Consider the following 21,440-nt stretch of genomic DNA (forward strand, 5'->3'; position numbering starts at 1 on the left):
TCAAGGAGTTAGAACATGGCAGCTAAAGACGTCGTATTCGGCGATTCCGCCCGCTCGAAGATGGTCGAAGGCGTGAACATTCTCGCCAACGCAGTGAAGGTCACGCTGGGTCCGAAGGGCCGCAACGTGGTGCTCGAGCGCAGCTTCGGCGGCCCGACGGTCACCAAGGACGGTGTGTCGGTCGCGAAGGAAATCGAGCTGAAGGACAAGCTCCAGAACATGGGCGCGCAAATGGTCAAGGAAGTGGCTTCCAAGACCAGCGACAACGCAGGCGACGGCACGACGACGGCAACCGTCCTCGCGCAATCGATTGTCCGCGAAGGCATGAAGTACGTCGCATCGGGCATGAACCCGATGGACCTGAAGCGCGGCATCGACAAGGCCGTTGCAGCGGCAGTCGAAGAGCTGAAGAAGATCAGCAAGCCGTGCACGACGAACAAGGAAATCGCGCAGGTCGGCTCGATCTCGGCGAACAGCGACTCGTCGATCGGCGATCGCATCGCTGAAGCGATGGACAAGGTCGGCAAGGAAGGCGTGATCACCGTCGAAGACGGCAAGTCGCTCGCCGACGAACTGGACGTCGTCGAAGGCATGCAATTCGACCGCGGCTACCTGTCGCCGTACTTCATCAACAACCCGGACAAGCAAGTCGCCGTCCTCGACAACCCGTTCGTGCTGCTGCACGACAAGAAGGTGTCGAACATCCGCGATCTGCTGCCGGTGCTCGAACAAGTCGCGAAGGCTGGCCGTCCGCTGCTGATCATCGCTGAAGACGTCGAAGGCGAAGCGCTCGCGACGCTGGTCGTGAACAACATCCGCGGCATCCTGAAGACCGTTGCGGTCAAGGCGCCGGGCTTCGGCGACCGTCGCAAGGCGATGCTGGAAGACATCGCGATCCTGACCGGCGGTCAGGTCGTCGCGGAAGAAACCGGCCTGACGCTCGAGAAGGCAACGCTGGCAGAACTGGGCCAGGCGAAGCGCATCGAAGTGGGCAAGGAAAACACGACGATCATCGACGGCGCAGGCGAAGCCGTGAACATCGAAGCGCGCGTGAAGCAAGTGCGCACGCAAATCGAAGAAGCGACGTCGGACTACGACCGTGAAAAGCTGCAAGAGCGCGTGGCCAAGCTGGCCGGCGGCGTGGCAGTGATCAAGGTCGGCGCTGCGACCGAAGTCGAAATGAAGGAAAAGAAGGCACGTGTCGAAGACGCACTGCACGCCACGCGCGCAGCTGTGGAAGAAGGCATCGTGGCAGGCGGCGGCGTTGCGCTGATCCGCGCTCGTTCCGCGATCGCAGGCCTGACCGGCGCGAACGCCGACCAGAACGCCGGCATCAAGATCGTGCTGCGCGCAATGGAAGAGCCGCTGCGCCAGATCGTCACGAACGGCGGCGAAGAAGCGAGCGTCGTGGTGGCGGCAGTTGCTGCAGGCAACGGCAACTACGGCTACAACGCAGCGACGGGCGAGTACGTCGACATGGTCGAAGCCGGCGTCGTCGACCCGACCAAGGTCACGCGCACCGCACTGCAGAACGCCGCATCGGTCGCTGGCCTGCTGCTGACGACGGACGCTGCTGTCGCAGAACTGCCGAAGGAAGACGCTCCGATGCCGGGCGGCATGCCGGGCGGCATGGGCGGCATGGGCATGGACATGTAATCGACTTCGGTCGATGGTGTCCGGAACGCGCGGCGACGCGCGTTCCAGCCAAAAGAAAAGACCCGCAGCGATGCGGGTCTTTTTTTATTTGCGGCGGGCGTTCGATGCAGGCGTCACGGTGCGGCGCGAGCCGGGCGACGCGAAGGAGCGGGCGGGGCTGCCCACGCGCGATCCAGGCCGGACCGCGCGCGGTCATCGTCAACGCCGTGCGACGCGACGGCTCAATGCCGGTGCGATGTCCTCGGCAGCAGGTCCGGCGTCGCGGCGGGCGGCGACGCGTCGTCGTTGCTGCGCGCCCAGAAGAAGCGGTCCGGCAGGTACGCGCCCATGCCCGGCCGGAATGCGTCGCGCACGGCCTGGTACAGGTATTCCTGCGCCTCGCGCACCGCTTCGGCCGGTTCCTGCCCGTTCGCGAGCAACGCCGCGATTGCCGCGCCGAGCGTATCGGTGAGGCCCATCAGCCGGTGCGGCGTGCGGTCCCACATGTCTTCGCGGATCTGGCCCTCCTCGCCGTACAGCGTATTGACGAGGCGGTGCGAGCCGGCTTCGGACGCGAGGATGTATTCGCACCCCTGCGACAGCAGATGCGACACCGCCGCGTCGAGGTTCGGCGCTTCCGCATCGCCGTCCGGCTGCGCGAGCGCGATCAGCGTCGCGTGATCGGCGACGAGCAGCGTCGTCTGCGGCGCGAGCAGGTCGGCGATCGATTCGCGCAGGTCGTCGGCGGCAAGCACATGCTCGTCGTCGAGCGTGAAATCGGGCGCGAGCACGAGCGGCACGCCGTCATAGTCGGCGACCACCTCGGCGATCGCGCTGACGACTTCCGCGCGCGTGGCCGCGCCGATCTTGAACGCGGCGACCGGCATGTCCTCGAGCAGCATGCGCGCCTGGGCGGCGACGATGTCGGGATCGAGGCCCGTCACCTCGTCGCAGGCGGCCGAGTCGCGCACGGTGTAGCCCGTCAGGACGGACACGCCGTGACAGCCCATGCTCGCCAGGGTCATCAGATCGGCTTGGAGGCCGGAGCCGCCGGTGGGATCGGACAGGCCGAAGGTAAGGACGATCGGAGGGGCGTTGCTGGACATGGACAAATGGGGCAAGAAGGAACGGTCAAGCGGGGCGGGCTGCACCAGCGAAGTGCGCCCTTTGCAGCCATTATGCGGCGTAAAACCGGCACGCAGAACGGATTTTTTAGCGCGCCGCAACGAAGGCGCCCGACTAGAGCGCGATTGCTAGGCAGTCCGGCCCCGACACGGTACCATCATGGCTCCCGAATTTACCGACTTTCCCTACGCGGCTTAAGATGGAATACAAGAGCTGGATGTGCCTGATTTGTGGCTGGATTTACGACGAAGAAGCCGGGCTGCCGGAAGAGGGCATCGCCCCGGGCACGCGCTGGGAAGACGTCCCGATCAACTGGACCTGTCCGGAATGCGGCGCGCGCAAGGAAGACTTCGAGATGGTCCAGATCTGACCGGACCGACGCATTCAGGGCATTCCGCTCCGGCCTCGCGTTCCGCCCGCGCCTGCGCGCTGCGGCCCACGCGAGCCGTTTCGTCATGACCGGCGCGAGTGTCCATGATGTCCGATACGGCGGCAATCTCCGTCCTCGATGCACTGCCCAACCCGCGCGGCGGGGCGGTGCGAGCGGCCGACGCGCAGCTCGCGGCGGCCGCTGAAGCGCTTGACCGGCGCGCCGACGCGGCCGCGCCGCTGTCCGCGGCGGCGGCCGTGCTCGCCGAAGCCGGCTGGCTGCCGGCCGCCCGCTTCGCGGGCCAGCTCGCGCAGGCCGCGTCGCTCGTCGCGACCGAGCCGTCTTCCGGCGGATGCCGGGCCGCACTGCGCGATTTCCGCGCCGCGGTCGCGCGGCACAACCTGCGCGAACTCGCGTGCTCGCCGATCCTGTTCGACCATTTCTGCGTATTGCGTGCCCAGTGCGCGGCCGACCTGCGCGCGCCGGTGCCGCACGATACGCTGGCACTCGTCGGCCGCGCGGTGCCGGCCGCGTCGCTGCGCGTGCTGCCCGCGGCCGTCGCCGTCCGGGTGCGCGCGCGCTTCGAACAGGCGCTCCTCGCCGTGCTGCGTGCCCGGCCGATGCCGCCCGAAGCGGCGCTCGCCGGGCTCGACGCCTGCATGGCCGAGCTGGCCGACGACACCCCGTACGATTACTGGCGCCTCGCGACCGCGTGCCTGCGCGCGCTGCGCGCGACCGGCGCGGCCGAGCTGAAGCGCTTCCTCGCGCGCGCCAACCTGCTGCTCGGCGAGCATGCGCAGGGCCGGCGCGTCGCGCCGCCCGACCTCGTGCGCGAGACGGCGGCGCTGCTGTGGCGCGACTTCGCGCTGTTCGGCGCGGCGGCCGAAGACGTCGCGCTCGTCGACGTGCTGCACGACTACGGGCTGACGGTCGACTGGCACGTGGCCGGCACGCCGGCGTCCGAGGCGCTGTGGGAAGCCGATGCCGCGCGCGCCGAGCATGACGCGGTCGCGGCCGCGCCGACCCGCGAGCTCGGTGTCGTGACCGTCAACGCGCATGCGTATGAGGATTTCCTGCAGACCGCCGACGCATCGATGGCCGACCTGGCGGCCGATCCCGCGACAGCCGAGGCCAGTGCCGCGTGGCGGGCTGCCGAAGCCGCATACCGCGTCGGTGCGGCTGCCTGTGCGCTCGGTCTCGGCCACGCAGCGCTGCTGGCCGATACGCTCGGCCTCGCGTGGCGCTGCGCCGCGCATGGCATGCCGCCCGCCGGAGGCGGGCTCGCCGCGCACCGTCACGCGTCCGACATGCTGCGTGCGGCACTGCTCAAGATCGCGGCAGGCGTGCCGCCGCCGGACCTGACCGCCGCGTGCGAAGCGCTCGGCGCGGCGCTCGGCCGGACCGGGCACGGATGATGCCAGGCAGGCTGCGCGCGCCCGTGCCGCGCGCGCCGGCAGCCCGCTGCCGACAGCGCCCGCGCGCGTGTTAGAGTGCCATGTGATCCGTCCGCGCCGATGCCAGCGCGATGCGGCGTTGCTTGTTGATCGCGGCCTCGATCAGGCCGCGGCGTCTTTGCTAAAATTCAAACCATGCCAAAGCCTTCCGATCGCATCAACCTTACCAACCAGTTCCTGATCGCCATGCCGAACATGGCCGATCCGACGTTCTCGGGAACGGTGGTCTACCTTTGCGATCACAGCGAGCGCGGGGCGCTCGGCCTCGTCATCAACCGTCCCACCGACATCGACCTCGAATCGCTGTTCAACCGCATCGACCTGAAGCTCGACATCGAGCCGCTGCTGCACATCCCCGTGTATTTCGGCGGCCCGGTGCAGACCGAGCGCGGCTTCGTGCTGCACGAGCCGGTGGAGGGCGCGAACTACAACTCGTCGATGTCCGTCGAGGGCGGGCTCGAGATGACCACGTCGAAGGACGTGCTCGAGGCAGTCGCGACCGGCAACGGCCCGAAGCGCTTCCTGCTGACGCTCGGCCATGCGGGCTGGGGGGCGGGGCAGCTCGAGGAAGAAATCTCCCGCAACGGCTGGCTGACCGTCGCCGCCGATCCGCGGATCGTGTTCGATACCCCGGCCGAGGAGCGCTTCGAAGCGGCGCTCGGCCTGCTCGGCGTCAGCTCGTCGATGCTGTCCGGCGAAGCAGGGCACGCATGAGCGGCACGAGCGCGCGCGACGCGACGCTCCTGGCGTTCGACTACGGCGAGAAACGCATCGGCGTCGCGATCGGCAATGCGCTGACGCGCTCGGCCCGCGCGCTCGTCGTGATTCCCAACCTGAACCGCGAACACCGCTTCAAGGCGGTCGGCGAACTGCTGGCCGAATGGCGGCCCGACGCGCTCGTCGTCGGCCTGCCGATGCATCCGGACGGCACGCCGCACGACATGACGCAGCAGGCGAAGCGCTTCGGCAACCAGCTGAACGGCCGCTTCGGCCTGCCGGTGACCTGGGTCGACGAGCGCTATTCGTCGGTCGAAGCCGAGGCCGAGCTGCGCGCGCGCGACGTCCGCGGCCGCGCGCTGGCCGACATGCTCGATGCCGAAGCCGCGCGCGTCATCCTTCAACAGTATCTCGATCAATTGTCCGACCATGAGCACCATTGATGCCGAGGCGCTATACCGCGTCCTGCTCGACCAGATCCGCGACGCGTACGGCGCGACCTTCGCCGACGCGGGCGGCCCGCGGCTCGCAGGCATTCACAGCGGCGGCGCATGGCTCGCCGAGCGGCTCGCGCGCGATCTCGGCGCGCCCGGCTTCGGCGTCGTGAACGTCGCGCTGCATCGCGACGACTACGCGAAGAAGGGGCTGCACAGCCAGGCGAGCCCGACGTCGCTGCCGTTCGACGTCGACGGCGCGCGCATCGTGCTCGTCGACGACGTGCTGTACACGGGGCGCACCGTCCGCGCGGCGCTCAACGAACTCTTCGACTACGGCCGTCCGGCCGCGGTCGAGCTGGCGGTGCTGGCCGACCGCGGCGGGCGCGAGCTGCCGGTCGCCGCACGGTTCGCCGGCGGCGCGCTCGACGTGCCGGCCGACGCAACGCTCGTGCTCGCACGCGACGACGCGGCGCAGTTCACGCTGCGCGTCGAGGCGCGCGGCGGTTGAGCGCGCCGAATCAGGATCCCGGGCTGCCGGTTCGTGCCGCGGCCCGTTTGCACAAGCTGGAATCACGCACATCATGACCACCGACACGACTGGCCGCACCGGCAATCCCGCTGCGGCCGCGAGCCCCGAGCGATTCCGCTACGGTTTCCTGAAGGGCAACCCGCAGCTCACGAAAAACGGCGAGCTGAAGCATCTGCTGTCGATCGAGGGCCTGCCGCGCTCGATCGTCACGCATATCCTCGATACGGCCGAGCAGTTCGTCAGCGTGACGGACCGCGAAGTGAAGAAGGTGCCGCTGTTGCGCGGCAAGTCCGTCTTCAACCTGTTCTTCGAGAACTCGACGCGCACCCGCACGACGTTCGAGATCGCCGCGACGCGCCTGTCGGCGGACGTGCTGAACCTGAACATCAACGCGTCGTCGACGAGCAAGGGCGAGTCGCTGCTCGACACGATCAACAACCTGTCGGCGATGCATGCGGACCTGTTCGTCGTGCGCCACGCGTCGAGCGGCGCGCCGTACCTGATCGCAGAGCACTGCGCGCCGCACGTGCACGTGATCAACGCCGGTGACGGCCGTCACGCGCACCCGACGCAGGGCCTGCTCGACATGTACACGATCCGCCACTACAAGCGCGACTTCACGAAGCTGCGCGTGGCGATCGTCGGCGACATCCTGCACTCGCGCGTCGCACGTTCGGACATCCACGCGCTGACGACCCTCGGCGTGCCGGAAGTGCGCGCGATCGGCCCGCGCACGCTGCTGCCGGGCGGCCTCGAGCAGATGGGCGTGAAGGTGTACCACAACCTCGACGAAGGCCTGAAGGGCGTCGACGTGATCATCATGCTGCGCCTGCAGAACGAGCGGATGAGCGGCGCGCTGCTGCCGTCCGCGCAGGAGTACTTCAAGACCTGGGGCCTGACGCCCGAGCGCCTCGCGCTCGCCGCGCCGGACGCGATCGTGATGCACCCGGGCCCGATGAACCGCGGCGTCGAGATCGATTCGCAGGTCGCGGACGGCCCGCAGTCGGTGATCCTCAACCAGGTCACGTTCGGCATCGCGGTGCGGATGGCGGTGATGGGCATCGTCGCGGGCAACAACGACTGAGCCTGCGCGCCATCCCCGTTCACGCATTCAACGCAATCAACGCATTCAACAGACAGCGCATGAAGATTCATATCAAAGGCGGCACGCTGATCGACCCGGTCGCCGGCACCGAGCGTCAGGCCGACGTTTTCGTCGCGGCGGGCAAGATCGCTGCGATCGGCACGGCGCCGGCCGATTTCAACGCCGCGAAGACGATCGACGCCACGGGCATGATCGTCGCGCCGGGTCTCGTCGACCTGTGCGCGCGGCTGCGCGAGCCCGGCTACGAGCACAAGGCGACGCTCGCCTCGGAGATGGCCGCGGCCGTCGCCGGCGGCGTGACGAGCCTCGTGTGTCCGCCGGATACCGACCCCGTGCTCGACGAACCCGGTCTCGTCGAGATGCTCAGGTTCCGCGCGAGCAACCTGCGCCAGGCGAACGTCTATCCGCTCGGCGCGCTGACGGTCGGCCTCAAGGGCGAAGTGATCACCGAGATGGTTGCGCTGACCGAATCGGGCTGCGTCGGCTTCACGCACGCGAACGTGCCGGTGCGCGACACGCAGGTGCTGCTGCGCGCGCTGCAGTACGCGAGCACCTACGGCTTCACGACGTGGCTGCGTCCGCTCGACGCATTCATCGGCCGGGGCGGTGTCGCGGCAAGCGGCGCGCTCGCGTCGCGGCTCGGGCTGTCCGGCGTGCCGGTCGCGGCCGAGACGATCGCGCTGCATACGATCTTCGAGCTGATGCGCGTGACGGGCGCGCGCGTGCACCTCGCGCGGCTGTCGTCGGCGGCCGGTCTCGCGCTCGTGCGCGAGGCGAAGGCCGAAGGACTGCCCGTGACCTGCGACGTCAGCGCGAACCACCTGCACCTGATCGACGTCGATATCGGCTACTTCGACTCGCAGTTCCGCCTCGATCCGCCGCTGCGCAGCGAACGCGATCGCGAGGCGATCCGCGCGGCGCTCGCCGACGGCACGATCGACGCGATCTGTTCCGACCATACGCCTGTCGACGACGACGAGAAGCTGTTGCCGTTCGCCGAGGCGACGCCCGGCGCGACCGGGCTCGAGCTGCTGCTGTCGCTGACGGTGAAGTGGGCCGACGAGACTCGCACGCCGCTCGCGCAGGCGATGAAGCGCATCACGTCGGCGCCCGCCGATGTGCTGAAGCTGCCGGCAGGGCGCGTGACGGAAGGCGGCACGGCCGACCTGTGCGTGTTCGACCCGCGTGCGCACTGGCGCGTCGAGCCGCGCGCGCTGAAGAGCCAGGGCCACAACTCGCCGTTCCTCGGCTACGAACTGCCGGCCTCGGTGCGGGCGACGCTCGTCGCCGGGCAGGTCGCGTTCGAGCGCAACTGACGACGCCGGACCCGCGCCATGACAGCCCTTCGCAAGCTGCGTCTCGTCTTCCACCTGCTGCGCGGCATGGCGGTCGTCGCGCTGCGCTTTCCGCGTGTGCCGCCGGCCCGCCGCGCGGAGCTCACGCGGCGCTGGTCGGTCAAGCTGCTGCGGATCTGCGGGATGCGACTCGTCGTGCATAACGACGGCGCGCGGCTCGACACGAGCGCGCTCGTCGTCGGCAACCACGTGTCGTGGCTCGACATCTACACGATCAACGCGTGGCGGCCGACGCCGTTCGTGTCGAAGGCGGAAGTGCGCCAGTGGCCGATCGTCGGCTGGCTCGCCGAGCGGCTCGACACCGTGTTCCTGCAGCGCGAGAAACGCACCGAGGCGATGCGGATCATGCACGAGATGGCCGACCGCCTGCGCAACGGCGGGCTGATGTGCGTGTTTCCGGAAGGGACGACGTCCGACGGCCAGGAACTGCTGCCGTTCCACGCGAACCTGTTCCAGGCCGCGGTGTCCGCCGGATGCGCGGTGCAGCCGGTCTGCCTGATGTACGAGGATGCGCAGGGCCGGCAGTCGGTCGCGCCCGCTTACATCGGCGAACTGTCGCTCGGCAAGTCGCTCGAGATGGTGCTGAGCGGCGGGCCGTTCGTCGCGCACCTGTACGTGTGCGATCCGATCCAGCCGGGCGGCGACCGGCGCGCGACGTCGGCGGCCGCACGCGACGCGATCGTGGGGGCGCTCGCGACGATGCAGGCGAGCGTCGGCCGGCCGCCGGCCGACGCGCTCGCGCAACTCGCGAAGGATGCGTATCCGGCGACGGAAGTCGGCACGCCGGCAGATGGCGCGGCCGACCACCCGGTGCCTGGCCGCGAAGGCTAGAACGCGCGCGGGCCGTGCGGCCGGCGAAACCGCGCGCTTGCTCTCTTACTCTCCCGGCGTGCGGCATGCTTCGCACTGCACCTGCGTGACCGTGCGCCTGGCCGGATCGGCCGTCAGTCGTACGGCCGACAACTGGTTCCCCCACACACATCCCGAATCGAGCGCGACGACGTTGTCGCGCAGCATCAGGCCGAGCGCGGCCCAGTGCCCGAACACGACCGTCACGTCCGCGGTGCGGCGGCCGGGCACGTCGAACCACGGCAGGTAGCCGCGCGGCGCGTTGTCGGGGCCGCCGTTCGTGCGGAAATCCATCGCGCCGTCCGGCGTGCAGAAGCGGATGCGCGTGAACGCATTGAACGCGACGCGCATCCGGTCGCGCTTCTTCAGGTTCGGATGCCACTGGTTCGGCTCGTTGCCGTACAGGTGCGAAAGGGTGTCGCGCCAGTCGGGCGCGCGCAGCGCGCGCTGCAGTTCGTCGGCGAGTTCCAGCGCGAGCGTCACGTCCCATTGCGGCAGCACGCCGGCATGGACGAGCAGCATCCCGTGCTCGAAGTGCGCGAACGGACGGTGGCGCACCCAGTCGAGCAGCGCGTCGGCGTCCGGCGCGTCGAGGATTTCGCCGATCGTGTCGCCGGGACGCTCGGTGCGGATGCCGGCCGAGACGGAGAGCAGATGGAGATCGTGGTTGCCGAGCACGACGGTCGCGCGCGGGCCGAGTTCGACGAGCGCGCGCAACGCGGCAAGCGACGCGGGGCCGCGGTTGACGACGTCGCCGGCGATCCAGAGCGGGGTGTCGGGCGGTGTTGCAAGCCTGTCGGTAAGGGACTGGAACGCGGAATGACAGCCTTGGATGTCGCCGATGGCGATGGGGGGGTGCGTCATGAGAGTCGAGATGTTACAAGTCTTGATGGAGTGCGGACAGAGGGTCGTAGCAATGCTTGTCCCGGCTTAGTCGTTGATTTGACGGGTATTTTGTCCGTTCTGGCGGGTTCGGATTGCTGTTTCAAGTTGTTAGCGGCATGGCTTTTGCGCATGACGGCTTCCTATAATCCCGTATTCCCCCGCAAAATTAGCATTTCATGACTTTGACAGTCATGGTGGCCGGTTAAAATCCCGGGCCTGACGTGGCTCGACATTGCCACGTGGATATTCGATGCGGCAAGCGCCTGACGGTGCTTGCCGCGCATTACTAGAGGGAGCCTCATGATCCTGGTTACGGGCGGCGCGGGTTTTATCGGTGCCAATTTTGTACTCGACTGGCTGAGCCAGTCCGACGAAGCCGTGCTCAACGTCGACAAGCTGACCTACGCAGGCAACCTCCGCACGCTGCAGTCGCTGGAAGGGAATCCGAAACATGTGTTCGCGCGCGTCGACATCTGCGATCGCGCGGCGCTCGATGCGCTGTTCGCCGAACACAAGCCGCGCGCGGTCCTGCACTTCGCCGCAGAAAGCCACGTCGACCGCTCGATCCATGGCCCGGCCGATTTCGTGCAGACCAACGTCGTCGGCACGTTCACGCTGCTCGAGGCGGCGCGCGCGCACTGGAACGGCCTGAACGACGCCGACAAGGCGGCGTTTCGCTTCCTGCACGTGTCGACCGACGAAGTGTTCGGCTCGCTGTCCGCGACCGATCCGCAGTTCTCCGAAACCACGCCTTATGCGCCGAACAGCCCGTACTCGGCGACGAAGGCTGGCTCCGACCATCTGGTGCGCGCCTATCATCATACGTATGGGCTGCCGACGCTGACGACGAACTGCTCGAACAATTACGGCCCGTACCAGTTCCCCGAGAAGCTGATTCCACTGATGATCGCGAATGCGCTCGCCGGCAAGCCGCTGCCGGTCTACGGCGACGGCCAGAACGTGCGCGACTGGCTATACGTTGGCGATCACTGCAGCGCGATCCGCGAAGTGCTCGCGCGCGGCGTGCCGGGCGAGACGTACAACGTCGGCGGCTGGAACGAGAAGAAGAACCTCGATGTCGTCCATACGCTGTGCGACCTGCTGGACAGCGCGCGGCCGAAGGCGGCGGGGTCGTACCGCGACCAGATCACCTACGTGACGGACCGTCCGGGCCACGATCGCCGCTACGCGATCGACGCGCGCAAGCTCGAGCGCGAGCTTGGCTGGAAGCCCGCCGAGACGTTCGAGACGGGGCTTGCGAAGACGGTCGCCTGGTTTCTCGACAATCAGGCGTGGGTCGACGAAGTCGCGTCGGGTGAATATCGCAAGTGGGTCGAGACGAACTACGCGGAACGCACTTGAGGGCTCCATCGATGGCACGTAAAGGTATCATTCTGGCCGGCGGTTCCGGCACGCGTCTGTATCCGATCACTCACGTCGTATCGAAGCAACTGCTGCCCGTGTACGACAAGCCGATGATCTACTACCCGCTGTCCACGCTGATGGTGGCGGGCATTCGCGACGTGCTGATCATTTCGACGCCGCAGGATACGCCGCGCTTCGAGGCGATGCTCGGCGACGGCAGCCAGTGGGGGATGAACATCCAGTATGCGGTGCAGCCGTCGCCTGACGGGCTCGCGCAGGCGTTCATCATCGGCCGCGAGTTTGTCGGCAACGATCCGTCCGCGCTGATCCTCGGCGACAACATCTTCTACGGGCACGATCTCGCGAAGCAACTCGAGCGTGCGCATGCGCAGGAAACCGGCGCGACCGTGTTTGCGTACCACGTGCACGATCCCGAGCGTTATGGCGTCGTCGAGTTCGACCAGTCGTTCCGCGCGTTGTCGATCGAGGAGAAGCCCGCGAAGCCGCGTTCGAACTACGCGGTCACGGGCCTCTATTTCTATGACAACCGCGTGTGCGACATCGCGGCTGACATCAAGCCGTCGCCGCGTGGCGAGCTGGAAATCACCGACGTCAACTCACGGTATCTGGCCGACGGCGCGCTCAATGTCGAGATCATGGGGCGCGGCTATGCGTGGCTCGATACCGGTACCCATGATTCGCTGATCGAGGCGGCAAGCTTCATCGCGACGCTGCAGAAGCGGCAGGGGCTCGTGGTCGCGTGTCCCGAGGAAATCGCGTATCGCCGGCGCTGGATCGATGCCGAACAGGTGCTGAAGCTCGCGCAACCGCTCGCGAAGAACGCGTACGGACAGTACCTCAAGAACCTTCTCACGGATCAAGTTGCATGGCCATCCAAGTAACGGCAACGGCGTTGCCCGAAGTCAAGATCGTCGAGCCGAAGGTGTTCGGCGATGCACGCGGGTTCTTTTACGAGAGCTTCAATGCGCGTGAGTTCGCGGAGCAGGTCGAACCGGGCATCGAATTCGTGCAGGACAACCACTCGCGGTCGTCCAAGGGCGTACTGCGCGGGCTGCACTACCAGGTCCAGCACGCGCAGGGCAAGCTCGTCCGTGTCGTCGAAGGCGAAGTGTTCGACGTTGCAGTCGACATCCGGAAGCGCTCGCCGAACTTCGGGACGTGGGTGGGCGTCGTCCTGTCGAACGACAATCATCGGCAACTGTGGGTGCCGCCCGGCTTCGCGCACGGATTCGTCGTGCTGTCGGACGCCGCGCAGTTCCTGTACAAGACGACCGACTACTGGTTCCCGGAGCACGAGCGCAGCATCGTCTGGAACGATCCGGAGATCGGCATCGAGTGGCCGATTGATTTCGAGCCGCTGCTGGCTGCGAAGGATGCGGCTGGCAAGCGTTTGAGCGAAGCCGAAGTCTATGCGTGAGGCGGGCGTGAATCCTGAACCGACGATCCTCGTGACGGGCGTGAATGGGCAGGTCGGGTTCGAGCTGCTGCGCACGTTGCAGGGGCTGGGGCGCGTGGTGCCGTGCGATCGCGCGATGCTCGATCTGTCTGATCTCGATCGGGTGCGTGAGGTGGTGCGCGAAGTGAAACCGGCGCTGATCGTGAACCCGGCCGCGTATACGGCTGTCGACAAGGCCGAGACGGATGTCGATGCCGCACGGCGCCTGAATGCCGACGTGCCGCGCGTGCTTGCAGAGGAAGCGGCGCGTAGCGGTGCGATGCTGATCCACTACTCGACGGATTACGTGTTTGATGGCACGAAAGACGGCGAGTACAGCGAAACCGACACACCCGATCCGCAAAACGTCTACGGCCTGACCAAGCTCGAGGGTGAAGCCGCGATCGCGGCGACGGGATGCCCGCACGTCATTTTGCGGACGAGCTGGGTATATGGCGCCCGAGGCCGGAATTTCCTGCTGACAATGTTGCGTCTCGGAGCCGAGCGCCCTGAACTGAAGGTCGTTGCCGACCAGATCGGCGCGCCGACCTGGAGCAACACGATTGCAGCAGTGACATCGCACCTGGTCGCCCAGGCTCGCGGCGCCGCGAATGCGACCGATTGGTGGGCAGCGCGTACCGGCATCTACCATTTGACTTCTGGTGGCGAGACCTCGTGGCACGGATTTGCGTCCGCGATTTTCGATCTGGCCGACCTGCCGAACCGGCCAACCGTCTTGCCGATTCCGGCATCGGACTATCCGACACCGGCCAAGCGACCTTCGAATTCGAGAATGTCCAACAGCAAGCTGGCGGAGGTGTTCGGAGTGACTGCGCCGAATTGGCGTGAATCGCTCGGCCTTTGCCTGGCGGGTATGCAGAAGGCGTGATCGTTGTTGATGGGGACGTCCGATCCGCCAATCGGGAGTGTCAGGTAGCAGGTAGTCAGGACGATTCGACATCCGCCTCGCCATGAGTGGAGCGGCAAGTGTCGATCGTCAAAGCAGAATGAGGAACATGTGAGCGTATTGCCGATCATTCTTTGCGGCGGTGCCGGGTCCAGGCTCTGGCCCGTGTCACGCGAATCGCATCCCAAGCCGTTTATTCGCCTTGCAGACGGCGAAAGCCTGCTGCAAAAGGCATTCCTGCGCGCGGCGGGATTGCCGGACGTCAGTGAAATACTCACGGTGACCAATCGCGAACTTTTCTTCAAGACCGAGGACGAGTATCGCGAGGTCAATGCGACCAACCTGGCGACTTCGTTCGTCCTCGAACCCTTCGGCAGAAACACGGCCGCTGCGATTGCGGCGGCGACGTTGCATGCGGCTCGGGTACACGGGGAGGAGATCGTGTTGCTCGTGCTCGCGGCGGATCATCTGATCAATGACCAGCCGGCATTCCGCGACGCCGTGGAGCAGGCTTCCCGACTGGCCAGGAGCGGGCGCGTGGTCACGTTCGGCGTGACGCCTGACAGTCCTGAAACCGCGTACGGATATATTGAGGCCGACGGAAACGACATCGTGCGCTTTGTCGAAAAACCCGATCTCGAGCACGCGCGACAGTATCTTGCATCGGGCCGGTTTCTGTGGAATTCGGGAATGTTCTGCTTTACCGCCGGCACGATGCTGCGCGAGCTGGCCGAGCATTGTCCGGATGTGCTGGCCACCGTCAACGCGTGTATCGACGCATCGCCTTCGTCAATGAGCGCGGGCGGCGGTGCACAGATCCGTCTGGAACCGAACAGCTTTGGCGCAGTACCCGACATTTCCGTGGATTACGCGGTGATGGAGAAATGCCGGCATGGATCGGTGGTGCCATGTTCGATAGGCTGGAGTGACGTCGGTTCGTGGACGGCATTGGGTGACCTCGCGACGCCCGATGAGCATGGCAATCGTGTCGAGGGTGAAGCGCTGCTGGTCGACGTCAAGAACAGCTATCTGCAAAGTGCCGAGCGCCTGATTGGTGCGGTGGGCGTCGAGGACCTGATCGTGATCGATACGCCGGACGCGTTATTGATCGCGGCGCGCAGTCGCGCGCAGGATGTGAAGCAGATCTATGCGGAACTCAAGGCGATCGGTCACGAGACGTACAAGATGCATCGAACGGTGCATCGCCCGTGGGGAACCTATACGGTGCTCGAAGAGGGCCCCCGATTCAAGATCAAGCGCATTTTCGTGAAGCCTGGCGCGAGCCTCAGTCTTCAGATGCATCATCACCGCAGCGAGCATTGGATCGTCGTGTCGGGGATGGCCAAGGTCGTGAACGGGGATCAGGAATTCTTCGTGTCGACCAACGAGTCGACGTACATTCCGGCCGGCCATAAGCATCGGCTGGAGAATCCCGGTGTAGTCGATCTCGTGATGATCGAAGTTCAGAGCGGTGAGTATCTGGGCGAGGACGATATCGTCCGCTTCGAAGACAATTACGGGCGAGCATGATGCGACTGCATGTTGACGACGGGCAACCCTGACGTGTCGGTTCGGTACGGTATCGATGCCTGCGGGTTCATGCATGTCTGCACGCAGTGCAATCGTTGGAAAGGGAACGTGTTCGATTTGCACTACGCTCGCTTTGCAGGTTGGGCAACGCTATGAGCCACACCCGAACCCGGTCGTCCAGCACCGGAGCAGTCGTCGTTTTCTTTTATCCTGACGAAGCGTGCGTTGCCCGCGCCAACCGGCTCGCCGAGTCGATGCGCTGCGTGGTTGTCGACAATACGCCGGCGATGCTCGATCGCGATCACATCGGCCTGGCGGACTCGATCGAATATCTGCCGAACGGATGGAACGCCGGGATTGCGATGGCCCTCAATCAGGGGGTCCGCGCATTGATCGACGCGGGTTGCGATACCGCAATACTGTTCGATCAGGATAGCGAGCCGCCGCCGCTGCTGCTGACGGAGTTGCCGGAGGTGATTGCGCGGGCGCGCGCGTCGGGCGAACGCGTCGCGCTTGTCGGGCCTGCGTACGAGGATCGCCGCTTGCGCGGTGTCGCGCCGTTCGTCAGGTTCGGATGGGGAAAGCTGCGTCGCATCCCGCCGACCGGCGATGTGCCGATCGATGTCGATTTCCTGATCTCGTCGGGTTCCTGCATCAACCTCGATTGCTGGAACGAGGTCGGTGCGATGGACGAAGCGCTCTTCATCGACTTCGTCGACCTTGAATGGTGCATCCGCGCGAAGCAGCACGGTTACCGGGTCTGGGGTATCCCCTGGCTGCGGATGAGCCACGAACTGGGCGGGGAACCCGTTCAAGTGCTGGGGCGGCGCTATCCGATGCATGGACCGATCCGCCACTACTATCAGTTTCGAAATGCAATCGCACTGATGAAGCGTGCGTCGATGCCGCTGAAGTGGAAATCGACCGAGATCGTCAAGTTGCCGTTTCGGATCCTGATCTATTGCTTTTTCCCGGAGCGACGGGGAGAGCATCTCGCGATGGTCTGGCGCGGGATTCGGCATGGCATGCGTGGGCAGCTCGGACCCTATTCGGGCAGCGTCAAGCGACAGCCGTAGCCCGTGTCGGACGAGGTGGCCGAGTCCGCGTGCCGCCTCGTTCGCGCATGCGCCGTGCCGCGCACGGCGCATGTCCGCCAATTAGTCGAGCTTGCCGATGCGTGGCGGATCGGCAAGCGTGAACGGCAAAACGTCCACCCCAAGCGACAGATTCGGGTTGTACGCCGGGTCGCAACTCAGTGCAGATCCCCACCGCTCCTCCATCCGGCGTACCTCGCCAACGAAGCGCTTGTATTTGTCCGCAGCCATATCCGAGCCGCGTGTCGCCGATTCGTAGTGGTAAAGCTCGGCGAATGGCGACCATGCGTTCCGGTAGCCGGCGTCACGAACACGCAAACAGAAATCGACGTCGTTGAAGGCCACTGCGAAGGATTCATCGAGGCCGCCGACTTCGTCATAGATGCTTTTGCGCACGACCAGGCAGGCGGCGGTCACCGCGGACATGTTCTGTACGGCGACGGCACGGTTGAAGTAACCGAAATTCCCGCGCTTGAGCATGTGGTGCATATGGCCCGCGACGCCGCCCAATCCCAGCAGTACGCCACCATGTTGAAGCGTGTCGTCCGGATACCACAGCGCCGCGCCGACCGCGCCGGCGTCGGGCTGCGATGCGATGCCGACCATCTCGTCGAGCCAATCGGGCGAGAGGATTTCCGTATCGTTGTTCAGCAGGCACAGGAACGTGCCTGTCGCGACGGCGGCAGCCTTGTTGTTCAGGGCAGAGAAATTGAACGGCGAGTCGTCGCGGAGAATCCGCACATTCGGACGAGCGGCAATCTCCTGGAAATATGCGAGCGTCGCTTTCTCGATGCTGCCGTTGTCGACAATGATGATTTCGTAATTCGGATAGACCGTCCGGGCGACGATACTCTCGACGCATTGACGGAGCAATGCAACACCGTCTCGAGTCGGGATGATGATCGATACCCTGGGGGCCGGCCGCGGAATCGCATAGCGCACCCGAAACACCGGCAGTTCGCCAAAGGGCTGTTCCACGGTCGCCGCGATGCCGGAGCGCGCAAGGTGCTCTTCGATGCTGCGCTGTGCCGCCTTCGACGCATACGGCTTGGCGCGATTCGTGCCGGCCGTGCTTTCGGACGTGATGCGCCAATGGTAAAGCACGTGGGGGATGTGAACCACGCTGGCATGGCCGGCAATCTCGATGCAGCGAAGCGCGAGATCGTAATCCTGGCTTCCTTCGAACCCGCGGCGAAAGCCGCCGGCCTCTCGGGCAAGCGCGGTTTCGATGACACCCAGGTGCGAAAACATGTTCTGCGTGCGGAACAATGCAGGGTTCCAGTCGCATTTGAAGTACGGTGCAGTCCGTTCCCCGCGCTCGTTCAGCTTGTCCTCGTCACTGTAGAACATGCGTGCGTCCGGATGCCGATTGACATACTGCGCGACGACAAGCAGCGCATGGGCAGGGAGTATGTCGTCGTGATCCAGCAGCGCGATGAACTCGCCTGTCGCCAACGCGAGCGCACTATTGCTCGCCTCGGAAATATGACCGTTCTCCGTACGAAATACGACTTTGATCCGGGTGTCTTGCGATTGGTAGCGCTTCAGGACATCGCGTGTGTTCTCGTCGGATGACGCATCATCCGCAATGCAAAGTTCCCAGCACGGATAGATCTGCTCCTGCACCGAACGAATCATTGATTCGAGGTGCGAGGGATTGCTGTTGTAAGTCGGAACGACGATCGAGATCAGTGGCTGACGCTCGAATGCTTGCAGCGCGTCAAGTGCGGCGGCCCGTTCGGTTTCGCCAAGGCGATCGAATCGCTCGATCCAGTCACGATAGATCGCGTCCGGCGGCGGAGCGTCGGCGAATCCGCCGCCGTCCCGAAGGCGCCGGGATCTGGCGATGATGCCGGGCAGGCCCTCGCGCCTGAGCATTTTCGCGTAGTGCCCGAGTGCGCTCAGGTAGCTGCCGCGCACGACGGCCTGACGCCGGATCGTCGCGACAGCCATACCGGCCACGCGGACCGCAGCCGCAAGGCGCCGCATCGGCGCCGTGAGTCGCCACGAGAACGAGGTGCGGATGCTTCGCAATTCATCCTCGAGCCGGATCCGTTCTGCCTCCACATTTGCGCGCAGTACGATCTCCTTGCGCAGGTCGGCGAGTTCGGTTTCCAGTTCGATGATGCGTTGCGCGATTGGGTCGCATCCCGCGTCGTCGTCGCGCTTGAGATCGCCAAGCTCGGTTGAATCGCGCGGATCGCGATGTGTACCTGGAGTCATATCGGTGAAACAGGGTGCCAATCAGTGTGGGGTGGAAAAGTCCTCGGTCGACCAGACGTGCTTCAAGCGGTTTCGCGAACGAACAGCTCGATGCGGCTCATGGGAACCCCGATGAGGCCCGATGCGACGCGGGACGATTCCGACTTCACGATGATGGCGTCATGAATGCAGTCGAGCACACGAGCGCGGTCGCCCGAGGGGGCGGTCACCACGACGGTGAATGCATAGTCGCCAGGCGGGAGAATCGGCATGTCAAAGCGGAACTCGGCAATGATGCGGCGCTCGTGATGGGCCGTCGGTTCGGCTTCCTGCACCGCGAACGTGCTGTCGTCGCCAAATAGCGGCTGTCCGAGCCTGTCTTTGACAAAGAAGGCAATGTGCGGAAGATTGTGCTCCGGCCAGCGTATGCGGATCCGGAGCGATACGCGTTCGCTTCCCGTTACCCACGTGACGGCGGAGCCTTTGGTGTTGGTCAGGGTCGTGGACTCGATGATTGCCGCGTCACGTTGCGCCGGCAGCTCGTGCGGATCCAGGTCGATGCTCGGCAAGTATGGCTGCCTCTCGAGCGCATTGCGAGGGAAGCCGTCGCGCTGATCTGCGCGCTGCTCGTCGCCAGCGGTGGGCAGGCCGGACGCTCTCGTGTCGCCCTCTTTGCGCGACACGCCATCGTCATCGCGTTCTCCGTAGAAGGCCTCGAAGTAGTTCATGCACACGGTCTTCGCGCTGCCTGTCTCGCGCATGACTCCGCGATCCAGCCATATCACGCGATCGCAAAGGCTGCGGATCGCGGAAGAGTCGTGGCTCACGAACAGGACCGTTCCGGTCTGCTGGAAGCGACGCAGGAACCGCATGCACTTTTGCGTAAAGAATGCGTCGCCCACGGCCAGCGCCTCATCGATGACGAGGATGTCGGCGTCGACGTGCGCGATCACCGCGAACGCGAGGCGGACGAACATGCCGCTCGAATAGGTCTTGACCGGCTGATCGATGAAGTGACCGATATCGGCGAACGCAATGATCTCGTCGACGCGGGCGTCGATCTGTTCGCGGCTCAGGCCATGCAACTGGCCGTTGATGTAAATGTTCTCCCGGCCGGAATATTCCGCGTCGAAGCCGGAGCCAAGCTCGAGAAGCGCGGCAATGCGGCCGCTGGTTTCGACGACGCCGTTCGTGGGCGCAAGCGTGCCGCAGATGATCTGGAGCAGCGTGCTCTTGCCCGACCCGTTTCTTCCGATGATGCCGATCGTTTCGCCGCGTGCGATCTCGAAGCTCACGTCCTTGAGCGCCCAGAACGTCCGGGCACATGCTTGCGCGCGGTGGCGTAACGATTCACGCAATGCCGGAATGGGAGCAAGCCTGCCCAGCAAGCCGAAAGCGCTTCGCTTCAAGCGGTCCGATGGATTGCGGTACGACTCGAATCCCTTGCCGAGTGACGCGGCACGGATGACGACATCAGATGACATCGGCAAAACCCCGACGCGTTTTCTGAAACCACGCGAAGCCGATCCATGCGACTGCAGTGGCCATCAGCGAATAGATGCACCAGCGATTCCAGTCGATCATGCGCCCCCAGATGAGAACGTCCCGACCTTGCTCGATCGGGTAGGTCATCGGGTTCAGATAGACGAAGCTGCGAAACTGTTCCGGCAACGACGACACAGGGAAGAACACAGGGGAGAGGAACATCAGTGCAGTGATCACAATCCCGACGGTCTGCCCGATGTCGCGCAGATAGACGCCCGTCGCAGCCAGGATCCAGCTTACCCCCATGATGAATACGCAAAGCGGTGCGAGCACGATAGGGAACAGCAAGGCACTGACCGGTACGCTTCCCACGATGATCCACTCGGCAACCAGCAGGATGCCTACGCTCACGCTGAGGTGAAACAGGGCTGAAAGGAGCGTCACGCAAGGCAGGATCTCAAGCGGGAAGACGATCTTCTTGACGAAATTGGAGTGCGAAAGAATCTGTCCTGGCGCCCTGTTGATGCATTCCGAAAACAGGTTGAACACGATCATGCCGGCAAACAGTACTACGGCGAATTCACCCTTGGATGCTGCGTGCGAGGTGTCGTTCCAGCGCGACTTGAACACTTCGCTGAAAACGAATGTATACACGCTCAGCATCATCAGTGGCGTAAGCAGCGACCAGAAGATGCCAAGAAAGGACCCTTTGTATCGTCCCACGGCGTCGCGACGCGCGAGGTCGAGCATCAGGTGGCGGTTTCTCACCAGCGACGCGGCGAGATTTCGCGGCGAAAGGCTAAAACTTTGCATAAGTTAGACGACAGAAACAGCGGGATGACACGGCGCATGGAGCCGCCAGGAGGGCAGGTCCGTGCAGCCGAGATTTGGTGGTTGCAGGCAGGCGCCGAGTCTCATGCGGCACCTGCGGTCCAGTGCA

The 21,440-nt window shown here is 65.1% G+C and carries 20 protein-coding genes; 15 read left to right on the plus strand and 5 right to left on the minus strand.

Annotation, left to right across the window (positions count from 1 at the left end; all coding sequences use genetic code 11):
• Positions 1-15 precede the first annotated feature (15 nt).
• The gene (gene groL / locus ACV229_RS25945; RefSeq protein WP_448085966.1) at positions 16-1,656 is read left to right on the plus strand and encodes a chaperonin GroEL; all 1,641 of its coding nucleotides are present in this window, start codon (positions 16-18) and stop codon (positions 1,654-1,656) included.
• Positions 1,657-1,877: 221 nt separating this feature from the next.
• Here the strand turns inward: groL and ACV229_RS25950 are convergent, their stop codons facing one another.
• Positions 1,878-2,741: a hydroxymethylpyrimidine/phosphomethylpyrimidine kinase gene (locus ACV229_RS25950; protein WP_448085967.1), complete on the minus strand. Its 864-nt coding sequence runs from the start codon at positions 2,739-2,741 to the stop codon at positions 1,878-1,880.
• A 218-nt stretch (positions 2,742-2,959) separates the two neighbouring features.
• On the opposite strand from ACV229_RS25950, the gene ACV229_RS25955 reads away from it, so the two are divergent.
• The 8 genes from ACV229_RS25955 (at position 2,960) to ACV229_RS25990 (ending at position 9,558) form a co-directional block, all read left to right on the plus strand.
• Positions 2,960-3,130, plus strand: a complete 171-nt coding sequence (locus ACV229_RS25955) for a rubredoxin (RefSeq protein ID WP_004186709.1) — start codon at positions 2,960-2,962, stop codon at positions 3,128-3,130.
• 104 nt (positions 3,131-3,234) lie between these two features.
• Complete coding sequence (locus ACV229_RS25960) at positions 3,235-4,545, plus strand: hypothetical protein (protein ID WP_448085968.1); 1,311 nt, start codon at positions 3,235-3,237, stop codon at positions 4,543-4,545.
• Between the two features lie 174 nt (positions 4,546-4,719).
• Positions 4,720-5,298 carry a YqgE/AlgH family protein gene (locus ACV229_RS25965; protein WP_448085969.1) on the plus strand — a complete coding sequence of 193 codons (579 nt, stop codon included), beginning with the start codon at positions 4,720-4,722 and terminating at the stop codon, positions 5,296-5,298.
• Positions 5,295-5,744 (plus strand): Holliday junction resolvase RuvX, encoded by a 450-nt coding sequence (gene ruvX, locus ACV229_RS25970; RefSeq protein ID WP_448085970.1) that lies wholly within the window; start codon positions 5,295-5,297, stop codon positions 5,742-5,744. Before ACV229_RS25965 ends, ruvX begins: the two co-directional genes overlap by 4 nt.
• Positions 5,731-6,246, plus strand: coding sequence for a bifunctional pyr operon transcriptional regulator/uracil phosphoribosyltransferase PyrR (gene pyrR / locus ACV229_RS25975; RefSeq protein ID WP_448085971.1), 516 nt, complete (start codon positions 5,731-5,733; stop codon positions 6,244-6,246). The genes ruvX and pyrR overlap by 14 nt, the downstream gene beginning before the upstream one ends.
• Before the next feature lie 73 nt (positions 6,247-6,319).
• Positions 6,320-7,351 (plus strand): aspartate carbamoyltransferase catalytic subunit, encoded by a 1,032-nt coding sequence (locus tag ACV229_RS25980; RefSeq protein WP_448078070.1) that lies wholly within the window; start codon positions 6,320-6,322, stop codon positions 7,349-7,351.
• Between the two features lie 59 nt (positions 7,352-7,410).
• The gene (locus ACV229_RS25985; RefSeq protein ID WP_448085972.1) at positions 7,411-8,688 is read left to right on the plus strand and encodes a dihydroorotase; all 1,278 of its coding nucleotides are present in this window, start codon (positions 7,411-7,413) and stop codon (positions 8,686-8,688) included.
• 18 nt (positions 8,689-8,706) lie between these two features.
• Complete coding sequence (locus ACV229_RS25990) at positions 8,707-9,558, plus strand: lysophospholipid acyltransferase family protein (protein WP_448085973.1); 852 nt, start codon at positions 8,707-8,709, stop codon at positions 9,556-9,558.
• Positions 9,559-9,603: 45 nt separating this feature from the next.
• On the opposite strand, the gene ACV229_RS25995 is transcribed toward ACV229_RS25990, so the two are convergent.
• Positions 9,604-10,440 carry a symmetrical bis(5'-nucleosyl)-tetraphosphatase gene (locus tag ACV229_RS25995; RefSeq protein WP_448085974.1) on the minus strand — a complete coding sequence of 279 codons (837 nt, stop codon included), beginning with the start codon at positions 10,438-10,440 and terminating at the stop codon, positions 9,604-9,606.
• Between the two features lie 321 nt (positions 10,441-10,761).
• Here ACV229_RS25995 and rfbB point away from each other — a divergent pair, with 321 nt between their 5' ends.
• The 6 genes from rfbB to ACV229_RS26025 all read left to right on the plus strand — a co-directional run bounded on the left by rfbB (position 10,762) and on the right by ACV229_RS26025 (position 16,795).
• Positions 10,762-11,823, plus strand: a complete 1,062-nt coding sequence (rfbB, locus tag ACV229_RS26000; RefSeq protein ID WP_448085975.1) for a dTDP-glucose 4,6-dehydratase — start codon at positions 10,762-10,764, stop codon at positions 11,821-11,823.
• Positions 11,824-11,834: 11 nt separating this feature from the next.
• Complete coding sequence (gene rfbA, locus ACV229_RS26005; protein WP_448085976.1) at positions 11,835-12,728, plus strand: glucose-1-phosphate thymidylyltransferase RfbA; 894 nt, start codon at positions 11,835-11,837, stop codon at positions 12,726-12,728.
• The gene (gene rfbC / locus ACV229_RS26010; RefSeq protein WP_448085977.1) at positions 12,713-13,264 is read left to right on the plus strand and encodes a dTDP-4-dehydrorhamnose 3,5-epimerase; all 552 of its coding nucleotides are present in this window, start codon (positions 12,713-12,715) and stop codon (positions 13,262-13,264) included. Before rfbA ends, rfbC begins: the two co-directional genes overlap by 16 nt.
• Positions 13,257-14,171, plus strand: coding sequence for a dTDP-4-dehydrorhamnose reductase (gene rfbD / locus ACV229_RS26015; RefSeq protein WP_448085978.1), 915 nt, complete (start codon positions 13,257-13,259; stop codon positions 14,169-14,171). Before rfbC ends, rfbD begins: the two co-directional genes overlap by 8 nt.
• A gap of 129 nt (positions 14,172-14,300) precedes the next feature.
• A complete protein-coding gene (locus ACV229_RS26020) occupies positions 14,301-15,719 on the plus strand; it encodes a mannose-1-phosphate guanylyltransferase/mannose-6-phosphate isomerase (protein ID WP_448085979.1) in 1,419 nt (472 codons plus the stop codon).
• Positions 15,720-15,871: 152 nt separating this feature from the next.
• A complete protein-coding gene (locus tag ACV229_RS26025; RefSeq protein WP_448086041.1) occupies positions 15,872-16,795 on the plus strand; it encodes a glycosyltransferase family 2 protein in 924 nt (307 codons plus the stop codon).
• An 81-nt stretch (positions 16,796-16,876) separates the two neighbouring features.
• Here ACV229_RS26025 and ACV229_RS26030 read toward each other — a convergent pair whose 3' ends face one another.
• The 3 genes from ACV229_RS26030 to ACV229_RS26040 all read right to left on the minus strand — a co-directional run bounded on the left by ACV229_RS26030 (position 16,877) and on the right by ACV229_RS26040 (position 21,313).
• Positions 16,877-18,802 (minus strand): glycosyltransferase family 2 protein, encoded by a 1,926-nt coding sequence (locus ACV229_RS26030; protein WP_448086042.1) that lies wholly within the window; start codon positions 18,800-18,802, stop codon positions 16,877-16,879.
• A gap of 296 nt (positions 18,803-19,098) precedes the next feature.
• Positions 19,099-20,499, minus strand: coding sequence for an ABC transporter ATP-binding protein (locus tag ACV229_RS26035; RefSeq protein WP_448085980.1), 1,401 nt, complete (start codon positions 20,497-20,499; stop codon positions 19,099-19,101).
• Positions 20,489-21,313 (minus strand): ABC transporter permease, encoded by an 825-nt coding sequence (locus ACV229_RS26040; protein WP_448085981.1) that lies wholly within the window; start codon positions 21,311-21,313, stop codon positions 20,489-20,491. Before ACV229_RS26040 ends, ACV229_RS26035 begins: the two co-directional genes overlap by 11 nt.
• Positions 21,314-21,440: the final 127 nt, after the last annotated feature.

The organism is Burkholderia sp. MR1-5-21, assembly GCF_053427715.1.

Coding starts and splice junctions, on each gene's coding strand:
- ACV229_RS25955 (WP_004186709.1), top strand. CDS start 2,960: ATGGAATACAAGAGCTGGATGTGCCTGATTTGTGGCTGGATTTACGAC.
- ACV229_RS25995 (WP_448085974.1), bottom strand. CDS start 10,440: ATGACGCACCCCCCCATCGCCATCGGCGACATCCAAGGCTGTCATTCC.
- ACV229_RS26035 (WP_448085980.1), bottom strand. CDS start 20,499: ATGTCATCTGATGTCGTCATCCGTGCCGCGTCACTCGGCAAGGGATTC.
- rfbD (WP_448085978.1), top strand. CDS start 13,257: ATGCGTGAGGCGGGCGTGAATCCTGAACCGACGATCCTCGTGACGGGC.
- ACV229_RS26040 (WP_448085981.1), bottom strand. CDS start 21,313: ATGCAAAGTTTTAGCCTTTCGCCGCGAAATCTCGCCGCGTCGCTGGTG.
- ACV229_RS26025 (WP_448086041.1), top strand. CDS start 15,872: ATGAGCCACACCCGAACCCGGTCGTCCAGCACCGGAGCAGTCGTCGTT.
- groL (WP_448085966.1), top strand. CDS start 16: ATGGCAGCTAAAGACGTCGTATTCGGCGATTCCGCCCGCTCGAAGATG.
- ACV229_RS25965 (WP_448085969.1), top strand. CDS start 4,720: ATGCCAAAGCCTTCCGATCGCATCAACCTTACCAACCAGTTCCTGATC.
- ACV229_RS25990 (WP_448085973.1), top strand. CDS start 8,707: ATGACAGCCCTTCGCAAGCTGCGTCTCGTCTTCCACCTGCTGCGCGGC.
- ruvX (WP_448085970.1), top strand. CDS start 5,295: ATGAGCGGCACGAGCGCGCGCGACGCGACGCTCCTGGCGTTCGACTAC.
- ACV229_RS25980 (WP_448078070.1), top strand. CDS start 6,320: ATGACCACCGACACGACTGGCCGCACCGGCAATCCCGCTGCGGCCGCG.
- ACV229_RS25960 (WP_448085968.1), top strand. CDS start 3,235: ATGATGTCCGATACGGCGGCAATCTCCGTCCTCGATGCACTGCCCAAC.
- pyrR (WP_448085971.1), top strand. CDS start 5,731: ATGAGCACCATTGATGCCGAGGCGCTATACCGCGTCCTGCTCGACCAG.
- ACV229_RS25985 (WP_448085972.1), top strand. CDS start 7,411: ATGAAGATTCATATCAAAGGCGGCACGCTGATCGACCCGGTCGCCGGC.
- ACV229_RS25950 (WP_448085967.1), bottom strand. CDS start 2,741: ATGTCCAGCAACGCCCCTCCGATCGTCCTTACCTTCGGCCTGTCCGAT.
- rfbC (WP_448085977.1), top strand. CDS start 12,713: ATGGCCATCCAAGTAACGGCAACGGCGTTGCCCGAAGTCAAGATCGTC.
- rfbB (WP_448085975.1), top strand. CDS start 10,762: ATGATCCTGGTTACGGGCGGCGCGGGTTTTATCGGTGCCAATTTTGTA.
- ACV229_RS26030 (WP_448086042.1), bottom strand. CDS start 18,802: ATGCGGCGCCTTGCGGCTGCGGTCCGCGTGGCCGGTATGGCTGTCGCG.
- rfbA (WP_448085976.1), top strand. CDS start 11,835: ATGGCACGTAAAGGTATCATTCTGGCCGGCGGTTCCGGCACGCGTCTG.